This is a genomic window from Kitasatospora sp. NPDC005856 (assembly GCF_040629945.1).
Taxonomy (GTDB): domain Bacteria; phylum Actinomycetota; class Actinomycetes; order Streptomycetales; family Streptomycetaceae; genus Kitasatospora.
The window spans coordinates 101,302-125,452 of record NZ_JBEXWT010000015.1; the positions used below are offsets into that span (position 1 = coordinate 101,302).

Consider the following 24,151-nt stretch of genomic DNA (forward strand, 5'->3'; position numbering starts at 1 on the left):
TCGCGCCGGGCGATGGCGGCCGGATCCTCGAGCGCCCGTCGAGTGGGGTTCGGGGCGCTCGGGTGAGGGCTCTCCGGCAGGCGGAAGCGGTGGGCGGCCCCCGCCCCAGCCCCCGTCCAGGACCCGCCCCGGGAGCCGGCCCGGGAGCCGCTCCGCCGGGCGCGGAACCGGGGGCTACTTCTTGCGCAGGTCGCCCGAGAAGCCGCCGACGAGCAGATGCAGGCTGCCGTCCGGATTGCGGGTGTACACCTGGTCGTACGGGACGGCGACGCAGCCGCTGAGCGAGTTCATCGGGGCGGTGCGCAGGACCACCCGGTCCGCGGTGGCCTGGACGAGGTTGGCGGTCGCGTCGCAGTAGCGGGTGCCCGCTCCCTCGTTGTTGTGGATCTGCGCGACCGGGTCGTTGGTCCGGCCCTGGGTGATGGTGATGGAGAAGTCCGGCTTGACGAAGGTCTGTTGGCTGCCCAGGTCGCCCTGCCAGGAGCCGAGGAAGGCGGCCGGGATCTCGCCGCCCGGTGTGCGGGTGCTGGAGGGGGGAGAGGCGTCGGAGCCGGTGTTGTCGGTGTCGTTGCCACGCATGGCCAGGAACACCGCGGTGCTCGCCGCGGCGACGGCCAGGACGGCGGCGATCAGCAGAGTGCCCGGTCCGGGCCGGCGGCGGGCCGGCCTCGGCGGCTGCGCGTACGGGTGCCGGTACGGCAGGGGCTGCGGCAGGGGCTGCGGCGGGGAGTACGGCGTGGGTGTACCCGGGGTGGGCGGTGTGCCCGGGGTGGGTGCGTCCGGGCTCGGCGGTGTGGCGTGCCACGGCTCCGCAGGGCCGAACTGGCCACTGAGAGCGCCGAGTCGGGCGGGGGAGTCGCTGTCCAGGTCCAGCAGCTCGACCGCGAGGCCTGCCAGCGCCGCGGCGATTGCGGGCGGCAGCCAGTCGCGTCGCTCCAGCCGCTCTCCCGCCGTCGGGTCGGCGGCCGACAGGCGCTCGCGCACCTGTGCGGGAGTGGGCCGGCGGGCGGGGTCCTTGGCCAGGCACTCCGTCACCAGGGCGTGCAGCTCCCGGTCGGGCAGGTCGAGTTGGGGCTCGTCGTGGAGCACGCGGTAGAGCAACACGGCCGCGCTCACCCCGGAGCCGAACGGTGCGGTGCCGGTGGCGGCGTGGGCGAGTACGGCGCCGAGCGAGAAGACGTCCGAGGCGGGCCCGGCGCTCCGGCCCTCCGCCTGCTCGGGGGAGAGGTAGCCCGGGGAGCCGACCACGAAGCCGGACCGGGTGAGCGAGGTCGCCGCGTCCAGCGCCCTCGTGATCCCGAAGTCGATCAGGCGCGGGCCGTCCAGCGCCAGCAGGACGTTCGACGGTTTGACGTCCCGGTGCACCAGACCCTGGGCGTGCACGGCCTGCAGCGCCTCGGCGAGCCCCACCCCGAGCGAGCGGACGGCGGCGGCGGGCAGCGGGCCGAAGTCCCGCACGGCGGTGGCCAACGAGGGCCCGGCGACGTACCCGGTGGCCACCCAGGGCTGGGCGCCCTCGGTGTCCGCGTCCAGCACCGGGGCCGTCCAGCGTCCGCCGACCCGCCGGGCGGCGGCCACCTCGTTGCGGAACCGCACCCGGAACTCCCGGTCCGCCGCGAACTGTTCGTGGACCAGCTTGACCGCCACCGTGCGCCCGCCCGCCGTCCGGCCCAGGTAGACCCGGCCCATCCCGCCCGCACCGAGTCTCCGCAGCAGGCGATACTCGCCCACCTGCCGCGGATCCCCGTCCTCCAGCGCCTCCACGCCGACTCTCCCCTCGCCGCGCCCGTCCGTACTCCACGCCAGACGGTACCGCCGGGACGCGCGGTTCCGGATCGGTCCGAGGGCGCGGAGCGGGTGCGGCGAGGGGAGAGCGGCGACTGGCGAGTGGGTGCGGGGTGCGGTGGGTGGCCGAGGCCGGCTCAGCTTCGGGAGGCTCCACTGGCCGCCTTGCCGGGGGCGTCCGCCTGGGCGCGGTGCGCGGCGGCCTCGCCGTCGGTCGGGCCCTGCCTGTCGGCGACGTGTCCGTTGGCACTGGACCCGTTCGCTTCGTGCCCGTTCGCGCCCTGCCCGTTGGCGTCCTGCCCGTTCCTGTCGGCGAGCGCGGCCGGCCCCGGCAGGTGCGCCTGGTGGTCCGGCGGGTAGAACTGTCGGGCCCAGTGCCGCATCGCGCCGATCGGCCCGTCGCCCTGGGCGAGCCGGGGCGGGGAGACGTACCGCTTGGTGGACCAGATCGGGAAGTCCGCCGAGGTGAAGTCCAGGTTGCGCCGGAACATCGGGCCCGCCAGTAGCCTGGTCACCGCCCGGCTGAGCGTCCGGGCGACGGCCGGCGGCAGCCCGGACGGCTCGGACATCACGAAGCGGCTCGCCTGCCGCAGCTGCATCCGGCCGGGGGCGACCTGGGTGGCCATGACCAGCGAGCAGATCTCCAGGCCGAGCGAGGGCGTGTGGACGTCGGTGTGCAGGGCGGTGAGGCCGTACCCGTCCACCTCGACGTGGACCTCGCGCATCCCGAGCAGCGGGAAGGTCTCCCGGACCAGCATCGAGATGTGGAAGCTGGCGCCGTCGAACTCCACCGGCGCCGCCAGCTCGCCCTCCGGCCAGCCGTGCAGGGTGACGAAGTGGCCGAGGTCGAAGGAGTTCTCCATGACGTCCTGGGCGTAGCCGGGCATCTCGAAGGAGGCGTACCGCAGCGGCTGCCGCCCGTCGCCGAGCCGGTGCCAGGCGGGGATCTCCCAGTCCGGCTCCCGGCCGTCGTGGTGGCGCCAGACGAAGACCGCCTCGTTCACCTCGCGCACCGGCAGCTGCGTCAGTGCCGCCTTGGGCGGCTGGGTGCCGTACCCGGTGCGCACGCAGCGGCCCTCGGCGTCGAAGGCGAACCGGTGGAAGGGGCAGACCAGGTCGTTGCCCTCGACCGTGGCCAGGCCGAGGTGGGCGCCGAGGTGCGGGCAGTACGGGCGGATCGCGCGCAGGCGGCCGTTGCGCAGCCGGTACAACACGACGTCCTCGCCGGCGAGTTGGCGGGTGAGGACGGTGCCGGGCTTGAGCTCGGCGGAGAAGGCGAGTGCGGACCAGCCGTCGGGATAGGGCAGCGCCGGTGGCAGGGCTACGTCGGCAGCGGTCGGGCGGTTGCTGACGGGGTGGACGTGCTTGGACACGCGCATGAAGTCTCCTGTCGGTCTGCCCGGCGCCGCCCCTCCCAGGCGATTAGCGCTCGAACAGAATGGAATTCAGATGCTATCCATGGAAAGGGAGCGCTTGCACGGACAATCCCCCGAAGTGGCAACAAGTCTGATGATCTGCCAGGCGTGACTGTTCAGGTATTCGATTGATTCCGTTCGCCCGCTCGGCTCGGGGTGCAGGTCGTTCGAGCACGTCGGCGAGGGCTCCGACAGTCGGGCGGGAGCCGAACCGGTGGTCGGAAGGCATGGTGGCGACGGATCCCCTGATCCCGGAACGGCTGGTGCGGTTTTCCGGCCCCTGCGTGAATTTCCCCGCCGCCCCCTATTCGTCCGCAATTCACGGCGCTTTCCCCGTGCGATCGAAGAAGGGTGGGGATGTGCCGGAAAGGGCTCTCGGGCCGTGATACGGGGCGGCGTGCCCGACCGTGGTCCACCGCCCGGTGGACCTGTTCGGTGCGCTGGGGCGTGCGCCGGTGCGCCGGGTCGGTGCGTTCGCCCAATTCACTTGGTGAGACGCCGAGTTGGCGAACCCGGTGGATGTGGTGGAGCATAGGCCGGGCCCGGTCTGTTGCGGCGCGTCCGCGCCGCGGCCGAGGCGTCGTACGGCTGCTGGGGAGGAGGCGGTTCCGGTGACTCCGGTGGAACGTCCGTTTCTGGTCCGGGGGAAGGCGGTCCCCCTGGCCAGGTACCTGGCGGAGGAGGACATCGAGGGCCTGGTGGCCTGCTCGTGCATCGGGAACGAAGTCAGCATCGACCTCGCCGACACCAGGATCCTGGTGAGTCTGGTCGACGTCGCCGACGTGGTGCGGCTCAACTTCGACATGGTCCAGGACGGCCCGGCCAAGCCCCGCTCCTGGTCGCGCCGCCTGCCCGCCGGCACCAGCCCGCGCGAGATCGCGTCCCGGATAGCGCTGGACGTGCGGGCCCTGGAACGCGAACTGGCGCCGCTGCGCCTGCGCCCGCCCCGGTCGGCGCCGCCGCGGCACCGTCCGGGCTGACACGCAGGCGGGCGCGAACCGGCCCGGATCCGGCGGCGGGGGCGCCGCAGGACCCGGGCCCTTCGCCGCTCCGGTCGGACCGTCATCGGCCCGATGGGGAGCGGCCGTTGCTCCGGCGATCCGGAGCGGATCCTCCCACTTGTCGCGCGTAGAAACGTTCTTCCGCCGTATGTCTGGCCGTTGCCCGATGCGCCCGGTAGGGATCTGGTGGTGCTGCTAGAACCGCAGCGCCCGATTTTTCTTGTCCGTGGTCACACCGCCGGGCCGCGAGCCCGGACGGTGGTCAGGAGGAAGCCTCATGCGGAGCACCCCGAACCCCCGGATCACCCCCGGAGCGCCGCGCGTCCGGCGCCGGACGCTGGCGGCGGCCTCCGCCGCGGCCGTGGTGGCGGCGCTGGTGGCGCTGCCCGGCGGCGTGGCGCAGGCGGCGTCGCCCGACATCGTGATCAGCCAGGTGTACGGCGGTGGCGGCAACTCCGGCGCCCCGTACACCAACGACTTCGTCGAGCTGTACAACCGCGGCACCACGCCGGTGTCCGTCACCGGCTGGACGGTGCAGTACGCCTCGGCCGCCGGCTCCAGCTGGTCGCGGACCACCCTGTCCGGGACGATCGCGCCCGGCCGCTACTTCCTCGTCCAGGAGGCCGCCGGCGCGGGTACCGGAAGCGCCCTGCCGGCCGCGGACGCCACCGGCACGATCGCCATGTCCGCGACCTCCGGCAAGATCGCCCTCGTCACCAACGGCACGGCGCTGACCTGTGCCACGGGCTGCGCGAGCCAGGCCGGGGTGAAGGACTTCGTCGGCTACGGCAGCAGTGCCGGCTCCGCCGAGGGCTCGCCGACCGGCAACCTGTCGAACACCACCGCGGCCCTGCGCGCGGGCGGCGGCGCCACCGACACCGACAACAACGCGGCGGACTTCTCGATCGGCTCGCCGACGCCGCGCAACTCCTCCTCCACCGGCGGGGGCGGCAACACCGGCGGCACCCGGATCCACGACATCCAGGGAGCCGCCCGCGTCTCCCCGCTGGCGGGCGGCTCGGTGAGCGCCGTGCCGGGTGTGGTGACGGCCGTCGGCCCCAACGGTTTCTGGTACCAGGACCCGCAGCCCGACAACGACCCCGGCACCAGCGAGGGGATCTACGTCTACACCGCCGGCGCGCCCTCGGTCGCGGTCGGGGATTCGGTCACGGTGAGCGCCACCGTCAGCCAGTACCGCCCGGGCGGCACCGGCGGCACCAACAACCTGTCGATCACCGAACTGACCGCGCCCACCGTCACGGTGGTCGCCCACGACGCGCCGCTGCCCGCCGCCACCGTGGTCGGCCAGGGCGGGCGGATACCCCCGTCCGCGGTCATCTCCAGCGTCACCTCCGGCGACGTCGAGACCGCGGGGAACTTCCAGCCCGCCACCGACGGCCTGGACTTCTGGGAGTCCCTGGAGGGCATGCGGGTCGAGATCGACAACGCGGCCGTGGTCGGCCCGACGAACAAGTTCGGCGAGCTCTCCGTCGTCCCGCAGGGCAGCGGCACCCGCACCAACCGGGGCGGCATCCTGCTGCAGGCGAACGACGGCAACCCGGAGCGGGTCGTCCTCGGCAAGGCGCTCGCGCCCACCCCGACCGCCAACGTCGGCGACACCCTGACCGGCGCCACCGTCGGCGTGCTCGACTACGCCTTCGGCAACTTCACCCTCCAGGTCACCGCGACCCCGGCGGTCACCGCCGGTGCCACCGCCCCCGAGGTCACCGCCGCGCCGACGGCCGGGCAGCTCGCGGTGGCCACCTTCAACGTGGAGAACCTCGCCCCGTCCGACCCGCAGAGCAAGTTCGACGGCCTCGCGGCGGGCATCGTCACCAACCTGCGCTCGCCCGACCTGGTCGCCCTGGAGGAGATCCAGGACAACAGCGGTGCCACCAGCGACGGCACGGTGAGTGCCATCCAGACCCTGGCCAAGCTCACCGCGGCCATCACCGCGGCCGGCGGCCCCTCCTACTCCTACCGCGAGATCGACCCGGTGGACGGCCAGGACGGCGGCCAGCCCGGCGGAAACATCCGCCAGGTGTTCCTGTACCGCACCGACCGCGGCCTCTCCTTCACCGACCGCCCCGGCGCCGGATCCACCACCGCCGACTCCGTGGTGAACGCCGGCGGCACTCCGCAGCTGGCGTACTCGCCCGGGCGGATCGACCCGGCCAACGCCGCGTTCAACTCCAGCCGCAAGCCGCTGGCCGGTGAGTTCCGCTGGAACGGCAAGCCGGTCTTCGTGATCGCCAACCACTTCAACTCCAAGGGTGGGGACCAGCCGCTGTTCGGCCGCTACCAGCAGCCGAGCCGCCCCTCGGAGAGCCAGCGTCACGACCAGGCGACCGTGGTGAAGAACTTCACCGACCAGATCCTGGCCGTGGACCCGAACGCGTCGGTCATCGTGCTCGGCGACCTCAACGACTTCGAGTTCTCCCAGACCGCCGACATCCTCACCGCTGGCGGCTCGCTCACCGACCTGCCGCGCACCCTGCCCCTGCCCGAGCGCTACACCTACGTGTACGAGGGCAACTCGCAGGTGCTGGACCACATCCTGATCTCCGGCGCGCTGGCGGCCAAGGCGTACGGCTACGACATCGTGCACCTCAACAGCGAGTTCAGCACGCAGCTCAGCGACCACGACCCGCAGGTGGTGCGCATCCCGCTGCCGTAGCGGACCGGGCCCGCGTTGCCGGTCTCCCCAGCAGGTGGGGGAGGCCGGCACCGTTCGTCCTGTCGGGCACCAGGTCGTCCCGGGCGACCCCGCGCCACCTGCCCCGACGCGACGAGGGAGCAGGAAGTCGGCCTGGCCGACCTCCTGCTCCCTCGTCGCGGGGCGGGAACGCTAGCCGAGCAGTTGGAACTTGGTGGACGGGGCGCTCCGGTAGGTGCTGCAGTCGTAGTTCTGGGTGGTCGTGCTGTACGTGAAGCCGTAGGGGACGTCACAGGCCCAGAGGCCGCTGTACGGCTTGCGGAGGTGGAAGGCGTTGGACTGGCCGCTGCCCGTGGTCATGTTGCAGGCGGTGCCCCAGACGAGGTAGTCGTAGGTGAACTCCGGGGTGCCCACGCAGGCGACCAGGCCGTCGGCCGGCTTGCGCAGGTGGAACTGGTTGGCCTGCACGCCGTTCATGTCACTGCACGCGAAGCCCCAGGTGATGTTGTCGTAGACGAAGCCGGGCGCGCTCTTGCAGGCCGTCAGGCCGTCGTAGGGGGTCCGCAGGTGGAACTGCGGCGAGTTCCAGCTGCCGCCGCCGCTACAGCTGCGGTTCATCGCCACCTGGTCGTAGACGTACCCGGCCGGGACGTCACAGGCCCAGGCGCCGTCGAGGCTGGTGGTGGTGGCCTTCGCGGGTGTCGCGCCGACCGCGCCCGAGAGCAGGAGGGCGAGGGCGGCCAGTGCGGCGAGCAGCAGGCGGGCGAAGCGGGAGTGTGCGTGTGCGGTGGGCATGGTTCTCCCAGGGTCGTGGCCGGACGTGAGGTCCGGCGCGGGAACAACGGGACATGCGGTACCGGGCGGGCCGACAACGGGAGTTGCGGCCCGCGGAAGGTTTTAGCACGACTTCTTCACGGCCGCCTCACGAACCGCACAAGTCGGGTTGCTGCTGGACAACCTTGGCCGGAACCTCTCGCCCCACCCAGCGCGTTCCACCCGCTGATCCGAAGGGGAAGGGGACCTGGTCGCAGCGCGACACGACCGTCAGGGGACCGGCTCTACGCCCCGGCCTGCCGGTAGAGCGTCACCATGATGCCGTGCACCGGCTCGCCTTCCGGATCCTCCTCCGTCTCGTCGACCAGTGCGGCCAGCGCCTCGGCGAGCCGCGCCGCCTTGGCCGGGCCGAGCCGCAGGTGGCGCAGCGCCAGGAGGTGGTCGGTGGGTGAGCGGTCCAACTCCTGGGCGACGGCGCCGAGCAGTGCGGCCGTGCCCTCGGCCTGCGGTTCGGCGACGAAGAGCCGCTCGGCGGATCGCCGGAAGTACTTCTCGGTGCCGCCGCGCACCCGTCGCGTTCCGGCGTCCTGGACCAGTCCCGCCTCGGACAGCACCCTGAGGTGGTGGGAGACGCTGCCCTTGTTCACTCCCAGCTGCGCGGCGAGCCGGCTGATCGTCGACGGCCGGCTGCTCAGGGCGAAGAGCAGGCGCTGGCGCAGGGGGTGGGCGAGTGCGGCGTGCTGCAGGGACGTGCTGATCCGCTGGACGTCTCCGTCTGGTTGGTGGTTCACCTGATCAAGCGTTAAGTACGGTTGACGCTTTGGCAAGTCGCTGGTCTACTTCCCTCCCATGACCTCCACCACTTCGTCACCCGCGTTGGACGCCGTCGCCCTCGTCGAGGAGATCGCCGACCTGGTCCGCGAGAACTACGTCTTCCCCGATGTCGCCCGGCAACTGGCGGACCTGCTTCAGCGCCGGAGCGCAGAGGATTCCTACCGGACCGAATCCGCCGAGGAGTTGGCCGAAGCGGTCACCGCGGACCTGCGGTCCGTCAACGGAGACCTGCACCTGGGCCTCAAGTACCACGCCGTGCCGGTGCCGCCGGAGCGGGGCGCGGCGGTACTCGCCGCGGTGCGCAGGGAGTTCGACACCTTCCTGAACGGCGTTCCCCGCGTGGAACTCCTCGACGGTGGCGTCGCGGTCCTGGAGATCGGACCCAAGCTGTTCCCGCTGGACTGGGCGGCACAGCCGCTGACCGCGGCACTCTCCCTGGTGGCCCCCGCCCGCGGCCTCATCCTGGACCTGCGCCGCAACACCGGTGGCGACCCGAACACGGTGGCCTTCGTCTGCGCCTACCTGCTCGACGGCCGCACCCACCTGAACACCATGGTCTCGCCGAAGGACGAGGTGGGCGCGCAGTCCTGGACGCCCTCGTTCGTGCCCGGTGCCCGCTTCGGAGGCAGCAAGCCGCTCTACGTGCTGACGAGCGGAGACACCTTCTCCGGGGGCGAGGAGCTCGCCTACGACCTGCAGCAGCTCAAGCGCGCCGAGGTCGTCGGAGAGGTCACCCGGGGCGGCGCGCACCCGCGCGAGGGCTGGACGCTGCACCCGCACCTGGAACTCGGCGTGCCCATCGCCCGCGCGGTCAACCCGGTCTCGGGCACCAACTGGGAGGGCGTCGGCGTCCGGCCCGACGTGCCGTGCGACGCCGGGGAGGCGCTCGACCGCGCGCTGGAGCTGGCCTTGGCACGCTTGGCCTGAGATCGTCACTTCCGCAGGGCATCCCACGATCGAACCTCCGTGGGGCGGTTGTGCGGCTACCCTGCGGGAATGCCGTACGAGCTCGACGCCGTCATCGGACGTTCCGAGCAACCGTGCGTCGGCCGGGGCCCCTTCGGGCGGCCCCGGCCGCGTTCTGCTGTGCACGCACGGTCATGGAGCCGACCGGGACGACCCGGTCCGGGCCCACCGCGCGCCACCGCGCATCAGTCAACGGCACGCCTGGACCGGCACGCCCGGACCGACGATCCGGTGATCGGACGGAGAGGCCTCAGCGCGTCACCACCCACGACAGGCTCGCGGTCAGCTTGGCGCGCAGCGCCGGGTCCGCGACGTCCGGGGTCGGGTCGGTGGCGACGGCGGTGAGCACGTGCGGCTGGGACCGCGGCCCGGTCAGCTTGAGCTCGGCCAGGTCCAGCCCGGTGCGGTCGTCCAGGCGGGGCAGCTCGCGCCCGTCCAGGTACCAGTGGAGCCGGGTGCCGGGCACCGGCAGTTCGACGGTGAGGCGGTCGGCGGCGGTGAGCCGACTGCCGGCGGCGGTGTGGCTGGTGAGCGGGGTGGCGTGGCGGTAGAAGCCCGCGATCATCGCCTCGCGCCCGGGCAGGTTGAACTCGCGTCCGAGCGAGCGCATGATCGAGTTCTCGGTCGGCCGGTAGAGCCCGGTGGGGTAGTAGCCGCCGCCCTCGTACGTGCCGACGGTGCCGCCGTCCGGCGAGGCCTGCCCGAGCCAGCGCGACCACTTGGTGCCCTGCCGGCGCATCAGGTCGGCGGTCAGGGTGCTGATGTTGGCCTCGGCGGGCTCGTCGCCCTGGTAGGTCCCCTGGCCGTCGTACGCGTACTCGTCGGCCAGCTTGCCGAGCGAGTGCCCGGTCTCGTGCACTGCGATCTGCCCGGACTTCGCGTTGCCGCCCGCCACGGTGGCGATGCCCTCGTAGCCGACCGGCGACTTGACGTCGTTGTAGCCGGCGCCGCCGTACTTCGCGGTGTTGGCCACCACGAGCACCAGGTCCGCCTGCGGGGCCTTGGCCGCGTACGACTCGACGGCCTTCTCGTCCACGCAGAGCAGCCGCTCCACGCCGTCGCACCAGAAGTACGAGCCCAGCGCGGTGTGCCGCACCGTCGCCTGGTCCGGGTCCCCGGTCACCCCCGACTCGGGTGAAACGGCGGTCACCGCCCAGACGTTGAACAGCGCGCGGTAGGTGGCGTAGGGCTCGACGGAGGTCAGCTCGCGCCACTTCTGGGCCGCGTCCGTACGGAACTTCTCCTGCTCCTGCGCGGTGTAGCCGTCGCCGATCACCACCACGTCCAGCTTGGCGGCCGGTTCCCCGTTGCGGACCAGTGCCGTGACCTCGCCGTCCCCCTGGACGGGTGCCACGCCCTGGGGGCGGCCGGCGAGGTAGGGGGAGACGGCCGGAACCTGGGCGCGGGAGATGCCGCCGTCCTCGGCGAACACCTCCACCTGACGGGTCGGCGGAGTGCCGTCCGCGGGGCGGCTCCAGGCCGGCGCGGCCCCCAGTACCGAACCGGCGAGTGCGGCGGCGAGCAGGGCGGTGGCGGCTCTGACGGTGGTGCGGTGCACGGGCATCCTCCCGGAGGGAACGGTCTGTGGCCTGCCCCCTTCCCATGTCGAGAACCTGACAATCATCCGTCGGGCAGTCGGGCAGTCGGGCAGTCGGGCAGTCGGGCAGTCGGGCCGACGGGCCGGCCGGCGGGGCGTCGGAGGCGCTCGCGTCGGTCGTGTCGGTCGCGCGCCCGTGCACTCGATGCGGAGGGAGCGGTCGCCGGTGCCGCCGGTGCCTCACTCCTCCCCGTCGCCGAGCGCGGCGAGTCGGGTCGTCACGTCGTCGGCGAAGCGGGAGAGGAGGCGGACGAGGTCGTCGCGGTCCTGGCGGGGCCACTCGGCGAGGGCGTCGGTGAACCAGCCGAGCAGGAAGGCGAGATAGCGATCGGCCGCCTCGGCGCCGGCGGCGGTGGGTTCGATGAGGCGGGCCCGGGCGTCGTGGGGGTCGGGGATGCGGTGGGCGAGGTCGCGCTTCTCCAGGGCCTGGACCTGGCGGGTGATGTGCGGGCCCACGACCTGCATCCGGTCGGCGATCTCACCGATCCGCAGGGGCTTGCCGGCCGTGCGCAGGGCGACGAGCACGCCCACCGCGGCGCGGTCGCGGCCCAGGCCGGTCTCCTCGACGGCGCGTTCGACGAGCCGGCCCCGGGTGAGGGCGGAGCCGAGGCGGCTGATCCGGGTCAGCGCGGCGAGGAGGTCGGGGCGCGGACCGCCCGGTTCGGGGGCCTCGGCGGGCATGGGCGTCTCCATTTGCATACCTAAGTTAGGTATCTGTATCGTGGGGGATGGCTGCCACCCGCAAGAGTGGCGCATGGCCTGCATAAAGATACCTGAGGTATGTATCTTTTGCTCATCCCGTGCGAACCACCGACGTGCCGGCGGGAATGCCCGCCGGGGAAGTGAGAGGCACATGCCCACCGTGTCACGCCCCGCCCGTCGCGTACTGATCTCCGGAGCGAGCATCGCGGGCCCCGCGCTCGCGTACTGGCTCGACCGGTACGGCTTCGAGGTGACCGTCGTCGAGAAGGCCGCCACCGTGCGCGGAGGCGGCTACGCCGTCGACATCCGCGGCACCGCCCGCGAGGTCGTGCGGCGCATGAGCCTGCTGCCGCGCCTGCTCGCCGCCCATGTCGACACCCGGCGGATCACCTTCCTCGAGCCCGACGGGCGGACCATCGGCTCGCTGCGCCCGGAACAACTGACCGGCGGCGAGGCCGGTCTCGACCTGGAGGTCCGGCGCGGGGACCTGGCCGACGCCCTCCAGGAATCGTTGGGCGGCCGGGTCGAGTTCCTCTTCGGGGACTCGATCGCCGCGCTCGACGACGACGGGGACACCGTCCACGTGGAGTTCGACAGCGGCGCCCGACGCAGCTTCGACCTGGTGCTCGGCGCGGACGGGCTGCACTCGAACACCCGGCGCCTGACGTTCGGCCCCGAGGAGCCGTTCCACCGCTACCTCGGGCACGCCTTCGCCATCTTCACCCTTCCGAACGAGTTCGGCCTGGCCCACGAGGCCGTCATCTGGAACGACGTGGGGCGCGGCGCGGTCCTCTACGGGCACGCGCCGGCCGACCGGATCCACGGCTTCCTCACCTTCACCCGTGACCTCCCGCCCTTCGAGGCCTTCCGTGACCCGCGGGCCCAGCGCGAGCTGGTCGCCGCGAGCTTCCCGGACCGGGTCTGGCACGTTCCCCACCTTGTGCAGGCGATGCGGGACGCCGACGACCTCTTCTTCGACATCGTCAGCCAGATCCACCTGCCGACCTGGTCGCGCGGGCGCGTGGCGCTCGCGGGCGACGCCGCGCACGCCACCTCCTTCCTCTCCGGCCAGGGGTCGAGCGTCGCTCTCGTCGGCGCCTACGTGCTGGCCGGCGAACTGGCCACCCACAGCGACCACACCGCCGCCTTCGCGGCCTACGAGCACCGGATGCGGCCCTTCGCCGAACTCAACCAGGCGCTGGCCACCAGCGGCGGCACCGTGGTGGCGCCGACCACGCGGGAACAACTGGAGGCCCGCAACGCCCTGTTGCGCGATCCGGAGGCCGTCGCGAAGGAGCTGGCGACGGGGGCCGCGCAGGCAGGGCGGGCCGCGCACTCGGACCTGTCGCTGCCGGACTACGCCGGGGCGCCGTGACGCCCCGGCGCGGTCCTCGCGCGGTCCCCGTTCCGTGCCGTGCGTCGCTCGGACCCCCGCGCCGTGCGCCGCTCGGACGTCCGTACGTGTTCCGCGCGGCGCCTCATCGCCGCTGAGGGCCGGCCGCCGCGGTCGCGCACAGGGCGTCGTCGACCAGCTTGTTCTCCGCCTCCGCCACCCGCACGACGTCCTGCTCGGTGGAGGCCTGGACGCCCGTCAGCGAGACGGCGACGCTGCGCCGCCCGTCGGCGGTGACGCCGACGGTGGTGATCCACCCGGCGTCGCCGCCCTCGTGGCCCCAGTACTCCCCGCCGCAGGACAGCTGACGTGAGAAGAGGCCCAGTCCGGCCCGGGCGGTCGGCATGAACCGCTCGAACTTGTCGCTGACGCGGACGGTGCGTGTCATCTCCGCCAACTGCTCGGGCGGCAGGAGCCGGCCGCCGAGCAGGGCGCTGAAGAACCGGTCGAGATCGGCGGTGGTGGAGACGAGCCCGGCCTCGCCGTTGGTGCCCGGTCCGACCTGCTCGGTGACGTCCACGAGCGGCCCGCCGTCCCCGAACCTCTGGTAGGTCTCGGCGTGCGGCCGTGGCAGGGTGGGTGACGTACCCGGCCGGAAGGTGTGATCGAGGCCGAGCGGCCGGACGATCCGGTCCCTGACCTCCTCGTGCCAGGGGTTCCCGGTGACCCGCTCGATGATCATCCCGAGCAGGACGTAACCGGTGTTGCTGTAGTTCCAGCCCGTGTCCGGCTTGAAGTCCCGGCGGTGGTCCATCGCCCGGGCGACGATCTGCTCGGGTGTGTACGCGTCGTTCCGGTGCTGCCGGAAGTCCTCTTCGGAGGTGTAGTCCGGGTAGTCGTCGTGGACGCCGCTGGTGTGCTGGAGCAACTGGCGGACGGTGATCTCGCGACCGTCGTTGTCGTTTCCGGTCACCACGCCGGGCAGCCACCGCTCGACCGAGTCGTCCAGGGAGAGCCTGTTCTCGCCGGCAAGTTGCAGGGCCACCGCGGCCACGAAGGTCTTGGTGACGCTGGCGATCCGGAAGTAGCCGTTCCGGGGAACCGGCCGTCGGCCCGTCAGGTCCGCGACACCGCTGGCGGCGGTGAGGTTCCGGTTGTCGGAGGTGACCACGCGGGCCTGCACTCCCGTGGCGCCGACCGCGACGAGCGTGTCGGCGTCGCGCTGGAGCAGGTACGGCATCCGGTCGTCGTGCTCCTGGGCGGCCAGCGCCCCGGGCGCACCGGTGGAGAGGGTCACGGCCGTGACTGCGGCCAGCGTCAGGTTCCGTCGGACGGATCGGCTGTGCCGCCGAGCGGCACGAATCGGTGAACTCGTCATGGGCGTTGACGCTAGGTCCGGGCGAGGCGGGCGGACGATACCGCCCGCCCGTGGGAAAAGAGGGTAGTGGGCTGTAACGCCGGGCCCCGGCGCCATGGTCCAGACTTGCGCGCATGAACCACCATGGGGCCGGACGGCTTTCGGAGATGTGGCGCGGTCTGGGCTATCTGCTGGGAAGCCTGTTCACCGCCGTGGTCGCCGTGTTGGCGCTGCCCGTACTCGTCGTCCCGGTGGCCGCCCGCACCTGGGCGACCTGGCACCGCCGCCGCGCGGACCGGCTGCTGGGGGCTCCGCGCTCCGGTCCCGTCCGGGGCGGTGCGTGGCGGGTGCTCGGGTGGCTCTGCGCCTGCGTCGTGACCAGCCTGGCGTTCGGAGTCGTCGTGGTGCTGTGCGCGGGCAACGCGCTGACCACGGCCGTCACGGTGCCCCTGTGGTGGGCGCTGCCCGCCGGCACCCGTGCGGGCGGCTTCGGCGCCGGCGTCCCGCTGACCGGATGGGGCACGGCGCTGACCCTGGGGACCGCACAGGCCGTCGCCTTTACGGCCCTGACGTACGGGCTGGTTCCGCCACTGGCACGCCTGCACGCCCGGATCTGCGTCGCGCTGCTGTCCCCTTCGGCCGCCGAGACGCTCGCGCGGCGGGTGGAGACCCTGACCGAGACACGGGCCGGTGCCATGGACGCGCACGGTGCGGAACTCCGCCGGATCGAACGTGACCTGCACGACGGCACCCAGGCCCGGCTGGTGGCCATCGCGATGCGGCTGGGCGTGGCCCGTGACCTGCTGAGCGAGGACCCCCAGTTGGTAGCCCGGCTCCTGGCGGAGGCGCACGAAAGCACCGAGGAGGCCATGACGGAGCTCCGTGCGGTGATCCGGACGATCTACCCGCCGATCCTCGCCGACCGAGGCCTCGCCGGGGCGCTGACCGCACTGGCGGCCCGCTCGGCGATCGACACCACCCTCGACGTCGGAGGCATCGGTGAGCCCGGCGGCCCCGGCGGCCCCGGCGGCCCCGGCGGCCCCGGCGGCTCGGGGGACTCCGGTGACGCCGGCGTGATCCCCGCCGCGGTCGAGGCCGTCGCCTACTTCACGGTCGCCGAGGCGCTCACCAACGCCGCCAAGCACAGCCGGGCCACCCGGACCGCCGTGCGCGTCGCCCAGCACGGCGACCGGCTGTCGGTCGAGGTCACCGATGACGGCGTCGGCGGCGCCGACGAGACGCTGGGCACCGGCATCGCCGGCATCCGCCACCGGGTCCTGGCGCTCGACGGCACCGTCCGCCTCCACAGCCCCGGCGGCGGCCCGACCACGATCACGGTGAGCCTGCCATGCGGGTCGTGATCGCCGAGGACAACGTCCTGCTGGCCAACGGGCTGGAACTGCTGCTGACCGCCAAGGGCTTCGAGGTCGCCGCGATCACTGAGGACGCCCCCGGCTTCGCCGCCGCCGTCGCCGAACACCGACCGGACGTCGCCATCGTCGACGTGCGGCTGCCGCCCACCTTCCGCGACGAAGGCATCCACGCCGCCATCCGAGCCCGCCGCCGGCACCCAGGTCTGCCCGTGCTCGTCCTCTCCCAGTACGTCGAGCAGCAGTACGCCGGCGAGCTGCTCTCCGACGGCCGAGGCGGCGTCGGCTATCTGCTCAAGGACCGGGTGAGCCGGGTGAGCGAGTTCACCGACGCACTGCGGCGGGTCGCCGCCGGCGAGACCGTCATGGACCCCGAAGTGATCGGGCAGCTCCTCACCCGGCACGCCCGCGACCCGATCGCCGCCCTCACGCCACGCGAACGCGAAGTCCTCGCCCTGATGGCCGAGGGAAAGGACAACTCCACGATCGCCGCCCGGCTCGTCATCACCGACAACGCCGTCCACAAGCACATCGGCCACATCTTCACCAAGCTCGGCCTCTCGCCGGCCGACAGCGGCCACCGTCGCGTCCTCGCCGTCCTCACCTACCTCAGCCGCCACTGAGGAGGCCGCGGGCGCGCGACTGGCTCGCATGGCTGCGCGAGACGGCGGCGCACGGGGGCTTCATGGTCGGCTGAGGACGCCGGTGGTGGGGCCCCGCTTCGGCGTGGAACGGCAGGTCGTACGCGGATCGGCCATCGACGTTGCCGGCGCCGTCGCTGCCGTCGCCGTTGCGGCCGGCCCCGCGGGCTTCCGGGCGGGGTCGAAGATCGGCCACTCCACGCCGCCCGCCGGCGGGCGGACCTCCTGAGACTCCTGATGCGGCGGCACGCGGCGCCCGTGCGCCGTGCTGCCCCGGTCCCAACCGTCGCAGGTCAGCCATGTGGGGGCGTGGTGAGCGGTGAGGTGGCTGAAACTCATCTGCCATATGACCTGTGACATTGTTCTGCTGCTCCGATCGGTGACAGGATCCACGCCAAATCTCCTTCACTCAGCCCGACCCCGTGTCGGGCTGCCCCCACTCGAAGAAGGACTCGGCGTGCTCCTGCGCACAAGACTCTCCACGCTCGCAGCCGGCGTCGTCGCCTGTTGCGCCACGGCCACCGCCCTGCTTCCGGCCCAGGCCTTCGCAGCGCCGGCCGCCGTCACCGCCGCCCCGGCGCTGACCGCGACCGCCCCGACCGGGACCGGTGCGACCGCACCCGCGGCACCCGCCGCCGCCGGCGCGACGACCGGGTCCGAGGACCCCGCTGCGCCCGCGGCCCCGCAGCTCCCGGCCCTGATCGGCGAGCGCCTCATGGGCGGGTCGGCCGCCACGCCCGCGCCCGGCGCCCCCACCGCGCCCAAGTCCCTCGCCTCGGGGGCGGCGTCCGGCGCGGACGCCGCCCTCGCCGCGCAGGGCTGCACCCCGGCCGACTTCGCCGCCCGTACCGGGGCCGACCTGGTCGCGTTCATCAAGAGCTCGACCCCGGAGTGCATCCGGGGCCTGTACGGCACCGGTGGCGCCGACCCGAGCATCTTCCAGCAGTCCCGGATGCTGTCCGTCGCGGCCGCCTTCAAGGACCTGGCGGCCGGCTACACCGGTGACAACTCCACCGGCATCCAGCAGCTGGCGATCTACCTGCAGGTGGGGTACTACATCCAGTTCTACTACCCCGACGCGACCGGCCCCTACACCGGCGAGCTCACCACCGCCGTCAGGGCCGCCCTGGACGCGTTCTTCGCCGGCGCCCGCTGGCACGACGTCACCGAGAGCAACGGCATCGTGCTCAAGGACGTGGTGTGGCTCACCGACAGCGCCAACGTCCAGGCCGGCTACCTGGGCGCCTACAAGCGGATACTCGACGACTACGACAACTCCTACAACGCGATCCCGAAGATGGTCGGCGCGGTCAACTCCGTGCTGCAGTACCCGCTCTGGCGGGGCAACTCCAACCCGGACTTCGTCAAGGCGGTCGCCGCCGACCCGAGCCTCGCCAACTCCCTCGCCGACTTCGCGATCAAGCACAAGGACCTGATCGGCGGGCCCAACGAGGTCCTCTCCACCAACGCGGGCAACGACATCGCCCGGATGGCCGGCAGCGGCCCCGCCGTCGAGGCCCTCGTCAAGCCGCTGGTCAGGAAGGTGCTGGACGCCGCGCCGCTGCTGACCCCCGCGGCGTCGCTGTACGTGCACACGGCCGTCCAGGCCGCGTACTACAACGGCGCCCAGTGCTCGTACTACGACATCTGCAACCTGCCCGCCAAGCTCACCTCGGTGGTCCTGCCGAAGCAGCTGGTCTGCGACAACCGCACCATCCAGGCCCAGGCGCTGTCCGCCGACGAACTGGCCACCGTCTGCGCCAGCCTGCGCAACCAGGACGCGTTCTTCCACAACGTGGTCAAGGACAACGGTCCGATCCCGAACCAGTACGCCAAGAACGTCACCTTCGGGATCTTCGCCAACAAGGCCGACTACACGACCTACTCGTGGGCGATCTTCGGCAACGACACCGACAACGGCGGCCAGACCGTCATGGACGCGACCGACCCGAACAAGCGGGCCGCGACCGTGATGTACCAGAAGTCGTGGAACAACAACGACCCGGCCCGGGTGTGGAACCTCAACCACGAGTACACCCACTACCTGGACAGCATCTACGACCTCAAGGGCAACTACCCCACCCAGATGTCCGTCCCGGACATCTGGTGGGTCGAGGGCCTCGCCGAGTACATCTCGCACAGCTACCGCGGCGCCACCGACACCGACGCGATGAACCAGGCCGCCAAGCACACCTACAAGCTCAGCACCCTCTTCCAGAGCACCCCCGGCAACTCTGACTCCACCCGGGTCTACCCGTGGGGCTACCTGGCCACCCGGTACATGGTGGAGAAGCACCCCGCCGACGTCCAGGCCATGCTGAGCCGCTTCCGCGTCGGTGACTACCAGGGCGGCTACGCGGTCTACAACAACCTCGGCACCTCCTACGACGCCGACTTCGACGCCTGGCTCAACGCCTGCGCCGCCGGCGCCTGCTACGCCGCCGGCCCGACCGCCCTGTTCGACACCTCGGTGAACGGCGCGACCGTCAGCATGAGCGAGCGGTCCGTGCAGACCGGCTCCGGCCGGATCACCGCCTGGCACTGGACCTTCGGCGACGGCACCTCCTCGGACGAGCGCAACCCGAGCCACACCTACGCCGCGGCCGGCAGCTACACCGTCGCCCTGACCGCCACCGACGACACCGGCCGGATCTCCACCACCCCGGCCACCGTCACCGTCACCGCCGCCCCGGTCGTCCTGCCGACCTGCACCGAGCAGCGCGCCGACGCGATGGGCCGGAACTGCTCGCGCAGCGGCCGCACCGCGACCGCCGGCAACATCGACTACCTGTACGTCTACCTGCCCGCCGGAACCACCACGCTGAAGGTCACCACCTCCGGCGGCACCGGCACCGCGAACCTCTACTACAACGCGGACACCTGGGCCTCGCCGAAGGCCTTCACCGCCTCCTCCACCGCCACCGGCACCACCCAGTCCCTCACCGTCACCAACCCCACCGCCGGCTACCGCTACCTCAGCCTGTACGCCGTCACCGACTTCAGCGGCGTCACGATCAGCACCCAGTTCTGACCCCTCCCCACGGGAGTGGAAGGCTCGGCCGGGTTTCCCGGCCGAGCCTTCGGCCTGGGCGCGAGGTATTCACCCCGCCACGTTGTCGGGCGCGGCGGGGACGTACTCTCCCGCCGCGCCGCTACCGTCTGGAGGATGACGGGCATCCATGCCGACCGCCGGTGGTCCGAGTCCATGCCGGCGGCCTATGAGCAGTACCTCGTGCCGGTGGTCTTCCGGCCCTTCGCGCAGGACCTGAGCGCCCGGGCGGCGGCACTCTACCCTCGGCGGATCCTCGAACTGGCCGCAGGAACTGGCGTATTGACGTCAGAACTGCTCGCAGCGGCACCCTCGGCCGAGGTGACGGCCACCGACCTGAACGAGGCCATGATCGCCTTCGGGTCGACCCGGGCCCCGGGCGCGGCGTGGCGGCAGGCCGACGCGCAGCGCCTGCCGTTCCCGGACGGGGACTTCGACCTGGTGGTCTGCTAGTTCGGCGTGATGTTCTTTCCCGACCGCGTAGAGGCCTTCACCGAGGTCCGCCGGGTGCTGGCCCCGGGCAGCCGGTTCCTGTTCAACACCTGGGGCCCGCTCGCGACGCACGCCTACGAAGTGGCCCTGCAGGCCGGACTGGAGCGGGCCTTCCCGGTCGATCCGCCGCGCTTCTTCCCGACGGTTCCGCACGGCTACGCCGACCCCGCCGTCGTGGCCGCCGATCTGACGGCCGCCGGGTTCGCCGTCGAGGACCAGCAGGAGCTGACGCTTCAGGGCCGGGCCGCATCGACCGCCGACGTCGCCATCGGGTACCTCACCGGGACACCGGTGCGCGCGGCCGTCGAGGAGCGCGGCGACGGACCGGCCGTCCGGGCCACCGTCATCGAGGAGATGACGTCCCGGCTGGGCCCGGGGCCGGTCACCGCCCCGATGACCGCCCACGTTCACCGCGCCGCGGCCTGACCGCCGCACGTGCCCTCGCCGAGGACGGCCCGCCCGGACCCGGTCGGGTGGGAACGTGGCCGCGCCGCGCCGCGTGCCGACCGGCCGGACGGGAAGCGATCCGGCACGATCACAGGAGCGGGGCCGCCGTCCCGCACTCCCCGTCCGGCACTCCCGTCCCGTCCTCCCCGTCCGTGCTCCCCGCCCCGTGCGACCAGGACCGCGGCCGGTCCGGGGCGTCGAGCGGCGGAGCGAAGCACGGCATTTCCGGAAGGTGGTCATGGACGTTCAGACCGGGGCGCGGGCGCGCGCGGATCGTTTCCCCGACCCGCTGGTGGTCCGGCGACGGCGCGGACCGGTGCCGGACAGCCTGGCACGCCTGGCGGACGGCCTCGCCGACCAGGCGTGCCGGCGGAGACTCGCCCGGCTGACCATGGGACCGCCCGGCCACTCCCGCCTGGACGGGGCCCACGTGGTGGCCGCCACCGGCTACCGGCCGTACGAGTCACCGGGAATCCCCGCGTCCTCCGACGGCGACCGCATCTGCGCGGAGTTCATGGACGCGCTGTCCAGCGACGAGGTCACCGCCAGCATCCGCGCGAGCGGCCCGATGGCGATCATGGCCGCCACGGACGTCTGTCGCAGAATCCTGGCGGGTCCCGGAAACCCCCTGGGGGAACGGTTGGCCGTGCTCGCCGCCGCCGTTCCCGCCAAGGGTGGCGAGGCCGGGCCGGTCATCGCCGAGTACGCCGCGCGGCACGCGGCGGATGCCACCCAGGCCGCCCTGATGGCGGTGCGCGACTACTGGGGAAGCATCAACACGTTCTGGCTCCCCCGGGGAACCGGCGAGTTCCTGGACCTGTTCGGCGCCGTCTTCGTGCTGGCCAGTGCCATCGACTACACCGGTGCCTCCGACGACTCCGGGGCGGGCAGTCGGGGCCTGCACATCGAGGCCGCCGGCGAAGGGATCGCCGCCGTGGCCGGCCGCGCCGCCGACCTCGCGCTCCGGGAGACCGTCCTGACCTGCGGCGTGATGCTCGCCAAGGACGCCCTGCGCGGTGCCCCCGACCCGGCCCCCGACCTCCACCGCTACCTGGCCGACGCGGGCGGCGCACCGACGCCGCGCGAGTACGCATGGGCCCGGTGGTGGGACGCGGCCATGCTGCCCTACTTCCGTCTGGGCTTCGGCTCACCGCCCTACCGGATGCTCGACGACGACGGCGCCGGCACCTTCGACGCCTCGTTCCGCTGTCACCGGATCCGCCGCGCGATCGACAACTCCTACCGTTACAACGAGATCATCGGCGTCCTCACCGACTACGCCCACGGGGAGACCTGCAACGAGGCGCTGCTGGCCGTCGCCGCAGGAGGAGTCCCGGCACTGGCCGGATACGCCACCGCGTGCGCCCGCGTCGTCGACGACGTCCTGGCCTGCGACTGCGGAGCAGCCGGGCACGAGGAGGTCGCCGAGACGGCCATGGGCGCGCTCGCGTGGTACCTGGTGGCTCCCCGCTACGGTGTCCGGGCCCAGCTGCACGCACTGTCCACCACGTCCACCACGTCCACCACGTCCACCACCTCCGCCACCGGAGGCGGCTTTCCACGGGCCTTCGCCCAGGGCGCGGAACTGCCACGGCTCGGACCGGTGGCCCGGACCCGGCTGACCGACGGGGAGACGCTCCACGGCCCCGGTTGGGAACCGCTGTGGTACGAGGACGACACACCCGAAGCGCACTGGGTCGACCGGCTCGCCGAACGGGCCGCACGCCGCGTCGTCACCGCGGGAGCGGGCACCGCCGCCACCCGCGCCTGCGCCGCCGTGGCGCACCGGGCCATCGGTGCCTGTGCCACGGCCGCGCCGGACGAACTGCCATGGCAGGCACCGCTGTGGCGCGAGCTGTTCCTGGTGGCGGCCTCCTCCGCTCCCGGCATCACCGCCGTCGTCGCCCCCGCCGCCCCCGCCGTCGACGGCGTCGTCACCCGGCTCGCCGATCTGACGGCCCGCTTCTGGGAGCACGTCATCGCCGGCCCCGGCCTCGCCCCGGCCCCGCCCGGCGATGCCGACGCGCTGCTGTCGATCGACACCTACCACGCCGTCTGGGACAGCTACGCCCTGCCGCCCCGTCAGGGGATCCCCGTCCGCCGGGCGTTCATCGGCACGCTGACGAGCAGCGCGGAACTCACCGGAGTCGGCCCCTGCGGCCGGCTCGTCGACGGGATCGCGGCCGCCCTGACGGCGCGGGACGAGGACCGCACCACCACCCGACCCCGCCTGCCGTGACCGGGCAGGGGGGTGGCCGACCACCGAGGACGGACGCCATGGACGAGACCGCACACCGGGGCGGGATCCGCAGGACACCGGGAGCACGGGGACGGGGCCGAGAACCGCGGGGGATCCCCGAGGCTCCCGGCGCGTGGCCCCTGATCGGCCACCTGGTGCCCCTGGCACGGGACCCGCTGGCCCTCCTGAGGTCGCTGCCCGCCCACGGGCCACTGGTCCGCGTCCGGATGGGCCCCGTGCCGCTGGTCGTGATCTGCGACCCGGAGCTGACGCGTCAGGCCCTGCTGGACGACCGCCTCTTCGACAAGGGCGGCCCGGTGTTCGAGCGCTTCCGGGACGTCCTGGGCGACGGCCTCGCCGGCTGTCCGCACCAGGCCCACCGCCGGCTGCGCCGGCTGGCCCAGCCCGCCTTCCACCCCGACCGCCTCCCCGGCTACGCACGGACCATGACGGCCTGCTTCCAGGAGGCGACCGGATCCTGGAAGCCGGGACAGACCCTCGCCGTTCCCACCGAGATGATGGCGATCACCTCCCGGGTCACGGCCGCCGCCCTGTTCTCCGGCTCCCTTCCCGCGGCCGGGCTCGGACAGGTCGTCGACGACGTCAGGACCATCGCGGGCGGGCTCTTCCGGCGCATGCTCCTGCTCCCGCCCCTGGACCGGCTCCCCACGCCGGGCAACCGCGCCTACGCACGGGCACACGCCCGGCTGCGCCGCACCTGCGACCGGATCATCGCCGAGCGGCGCAGCGACGGCACCGACCACGGCGACCTGCTCTCGGCCCTGGTCGCGGCCCGCGACCCCGAGGACGGCGGCCGGGGCATGACGGACGAGGAGGTCAGCGACACGATCCTCACCGTCTTCCTGGCCGGGACGGAGACGACCGCTGCCACACTGGCCTGGGCGCTGGACCTGCTGGCCCGCCACCCCGAGGTCGAACGGCGGCTGCACGGCGAGGTCGACACCGTCCTGCGCGCGAGGCCCGCCACGCACGCCGACCTGCCCCGTCTGGAACTGGCCGGACTGGTCATCGTCGAGACCCTCCGCCTCCACCCCGCGGCCTGGTTCCTCACCCGCGCCGTCACCCGCGACACCAGCCTCGGCGGGTACTCGCTACCCGTCGGCAGCGGCCTCGTCTACAGCCCGTACCTCCTCCACCACCGGCCCGACCTCCACGCCGACCCCGAGACCTTCGACCCCGACCGCTGGACCCCGGACCGCCCCCAGCCTCCCCGCGACGCCTTCATCCCGTTCGCCACCGGCGCCCGCAAGTGCATCGGCGACACCTTCGCGACGGTCGAGGCCACCCTCGCCCTCGCCACCATCGCCGCCCGCTGGCGCCTGGAGCACCTGCCCGGCCGGCAGCGGCCCCGCCCCGCCCTGGGGGCCTCCTACGGACCGGGCGACCTCCGGATGCGGGCCGTACCCCGCTAGGGAGTCCGGAGCCCTGCACGGACTGCTCGGGGCTTGGACGGACGGAGCGGCTGTTGGTGC

At 72.9% G+C, this 24,151-nt stretch carries 16 protein-coding genes and 1 pseudogene; 10 read left to right on the forward strand and 7 right to left on the reverse strand.

The features are described 5' to 3' along the window. Positions 1-174: 174 nt before the first annotated feature. A complete protein-coding gene (locus ABZ449_RS12500; RefSeq protein ID WP_360344520.1) occupies positions 175-1,764 on the reverse strand; it encodes a serine/threonine-protein kinase in 1,590 nt (529 codons plus the stop codon). A 158-nt stretch (positions 1,765-1,922) separates the two neighbouring features. After that, positions 1,923-3,164 (reverse strand): Rieske 2Fe-2S domain-containing protein, encoded by a 1,242-nt coding sequence (locus ABZ449_RS12505; RefSeq protein WP_360344523.1) that lies wholly within the window; start codon positions 3,162-3,164, stop codon positions 1,923-1,925. A 656-nt stretch (positions 3,165-3,820) separates the two neighbouring features. Here ABZ449_RS12505 and ABZ449_RS12510 point away from each other — a divergent pair. Together ABZ449_RS12510 and ABZ449_RS12515 are read left to right on the forward strand one after the other, a co-directional pair. Then, positions 3,821-4,180, forward strand: a complete 360-nt coding sequence (locus ABZ449_RS12510; RefSeq protein WP_360344526.1) for a hypothetical protein — start codon at positions 3,821-3,823, stop codon at positions 4,178-4,180. A 298-nt stretch (positions 4,181-4,478) separates the two neighbouring features. Continuing rightward, positions 4,479-6,878 carry a lamin tail domain-containing protein gene (locus ABZ449_RS12515; RefSeq protein WP_360344529.1) on the forward strand — a complete coding sequence of 800 codons (2,400 nt, stop codon included), beginning with the start codon at positions 4,479-4,481 and terminating at the stop codon, positions 6,876-6,878. A gap of 171 nt (positions 6,879-7,049) precedes the next feature. Here ABZ449_RS12515 and ABZ449_RS12520 read toward each other — a convergent pair whose 3' ends face one another. Both ABZ449_RS12520 and ABZ449_RS12525 read right to left on the reverse strand, forming a co-directional pair. Next, positions 7,050-7,652, reverse strand: a complete 603-nt coding sequence (locus tag ABZ449_RS12520; protein WP_360344532.1) for a hypothetical protein — start codon at positions 7,650-7,652, stop codon at positions 7,050-7,052. A 263-nt stretch (positions 7,653-7,915) separates the two neighbouring features. Continuing rightward, positions 7,916-8,422, reverse strand: a complete 507-nt coding sequence (locus ABZ449_RS12525; RefSeq protein ID WP_360344535.1) for a winged helix-turn-helix domain-containing protein — start codon at positions 8,420-8,422, stop codon at positions 7,916-7,918. Between the two features lie 58 nt (positions 8,423-8,480). On the opposite strand from ABZ449_RS12525, the gene ABZ449_RS12530 reads away from it, so the two are divergent. After that, positions 8,481-9,392, forward strand: a complete 912-nt coding sequence (locus tag ABZ449_RS12530) for a S41 family peptidase (protein WP_360344538.1) — start codon at positions 8,481-8,483, stop codon at positions 9,390-9,392. A gap of 289 nt (positions 9,393-9,681) precedes the next feature. Here the strand turns inward: ABZ449_RS12530 and ABZ449_RS12535 are convergent, their stop codons facing one another. Together ABZ449_RS12535 and ABZ449_RS12540 are read right to left on the reverse strand one after the other, a co-directional pair. Beyond that, positions 9,682-10,989 (reverse strand): M64 family metallopeptidase, encoded by a 1,308-nt coding sequence (locus ABZ449_RS12535; RefSeq protein WP_360344541.1) that lies wholly within the window; start codon positions 10,987-10,989, stop codon positions 9,682-9,684. Between the two features lie 219 nt (positions 10,990-11,208). Then, positions 11,209-11,709, reverse strand: coding sequence for a MarR family transcriptional regulator (locus tag ABZ449_RS12540; protein ID WP_360344544.1), 501 nt, complete (start codon positions 11,707-11,709; stop codon positions 11,209-11,211). A gap of 172 nt (positions 11,710-11,881) precedes the next feature. On the opposite strand from ABZ449_RS12540, the gene ABZ449_RS12545 reads away from it, so the two are divergent. After that, a complete protein-coding gene (locus ABZ449_RS12545) occupies positions 11,882-13,105 on the forward strand; it encodes an FAD-dependent monooxygenase (RefSeq protein WP_360344547.1) in 1,224 nt (407 codons plus the stop codon). A 103-nt stretch (positions 13,106-13,208) separates the two neighbouring features. Here the strand turns inward: ABZ449_RS12545 and ABZ449_RS12550 are convergent, their stop codons facing one another. Continuing rightward, positions 13,209-14,360: a serine hydrolase domain-containing protein gene (locus tag ABZ449_RS12550; protein WP_360344550.1), complete on the reverse strand. Its 1,152-nt coding sequence runs from the start codon at positions 14,358-14,360 to the stop codon at positions 13,209-13,211. Positions 14,361-14,554: 194 nt separating this feature from the next. Between ABZ449_RS12550 and ABZ449_RS12555 the strand changes: the two genes are divergently transcribed. From ABZ449_RS12555 to ABZ449_RS12580, 6 genes and pseudogenes are all read left to right on the forward strand, one after another. Continuing rightward, complete coding sequence (locus ABZ449_RS12555) at positions 14,555-15,781, forward strand: histidine kinase (RefSeq protein ID WP_360344553.1); 1,227 nt, start codon at positions 14,555-14,557, stop codon at positions 15,779-15,781. Further along, positions 15,769-16,413 carry a response regulator transcription factor gene (locus ABZ449_RS12560; RefSeq protein WP_360344556.1) on the forward strand — a complete coding sequence of 215 codons (645 nt, stop codon included), beginning with the start codon at positions 15,769-15,771 and terminating at the stop codon, positions 16,411-16,413. The genes ABZ449_RS12555 and ABZ449_RS12560 overlap by 13 nt, the downstream gene beginning before the upstream one ends. Before the next feature lie 475 nt (positions 16,414-16,888). After that, entirely contained in the window at positions 16,889-19,462 is a 2,574-nt protein-coding gene (locus tag ABZ449_RS12565) for a collagenase (protein ID WP_360344559.1), read from the forward strand. Positions 19,463-19,636: 174 nt separating this feature from the next. Continuing rightward, positions 19,637-20,398, forward strand: a pseudogene (locus ABZ449_RS12570) (class I SAM-dependent methyltransferase). Between the two features lie 259 nt (positions 20,399-20,657). Next, positions 20,658-22,658: a hypothetical protein gene (locus ABZ449_RS12575; protein WP_360344562.1), complete on the forward strand. Its 2,001-nt coding sequence runs from the start codon at positions 20,658-20,660 to the stop codon at positions 22,656-22,658. Positions 22,659-22,696: 38 nt separating this feature from the next. Next, the gene (locus ABZ449_RS12580) at positions 22,697-24,091 is read left to right on the forward strand and encodes a cytochrome P450 (protein ID WP_360344565.1); all 1,395 of its coding nucleotides are present in this window, start codon (positions 22,697-22,699) and stop codon (positions 24,089-24,091) included. Positions 24,092-24,151: the final 60 nt, after the last annotated feature.

Excerpts from the sequence above, each read along its gene's own strand:
- ABZ449_RS12505 (WP_360344523.1), bottom strand. The coding sequence starts at position 3,164 with ATGCGCGTGTCCAAGCACGTCCACCCCGTCAGCAACCGCCCGACCGCT.
- ABZ449_RS12515 (WP_360344529.1), top strand. The coding sequence starts at position 4,479 with ATGCGGAGCACCCCGAACCCCCGGATCACCCCCGGAGCGCCGCGCGTC.
- ABZ449_RS12520 (WP_360344532.1), bottom strand. The coding sequence starts at position 7,652 with ATGCCCACCGCACACGCACACTCCCGCTTCGCCCGCCTGCTGCTCGCC.
- ABZ449_RS12530 (WP_360344538.1), top strand. The coding sequence starts at position 8,481 with ATGACCTCCACCACTTCGTCACCCGCGTTGGACGCCGTCGCCCTCGTC.
- ABZ449_RS12540 (WP_360344544.1), bottom strand. The coding sequence starts at position 11,709 with ATGCCCGCCGAGGCCCCCGAACCGGGCGGTCCGCGCCCCGACCTCCTC.
- ABZ449_RS12545 (WP_360344547.1), top strand. The coding sequence starts at position 11,882 with ATGCCCACCGTGTCACGCCCCGCCCGTCGCGTACTGATCTCCGGAGCG.
- ABZ449_RS12555 (WP_360344553.1), top strand. The coding sequence starts at position 14,555 with ATGAACCACCATGGGGCCGGACGGCTTTCGGAGATGTGGCGCGGTCTG.
- ABZ449_RS12560 (WP_360344556.1), top strand. The coding sequence starts at position 15,769 with ATGCGGGTCGTGATCGCCGAGGACAACGTCCTGCTGGCCAACGGGCTG.
- ABZ449_RS12575 (WP_360344562.1), top strand. The coding sequence starts at position 20,658 with ATGGACGTTCAGACCGGGGCGCGGGCGCGCGCGGATCGTTTCCCCGAC.
- ABZ449_RS12580 (WP_360344565.1), top strand. The coding sequence starts at position 22,697 with ATGGACGAGACCGCACACCGGGGCGGGATCCGCAGGACACCGGGAGCA.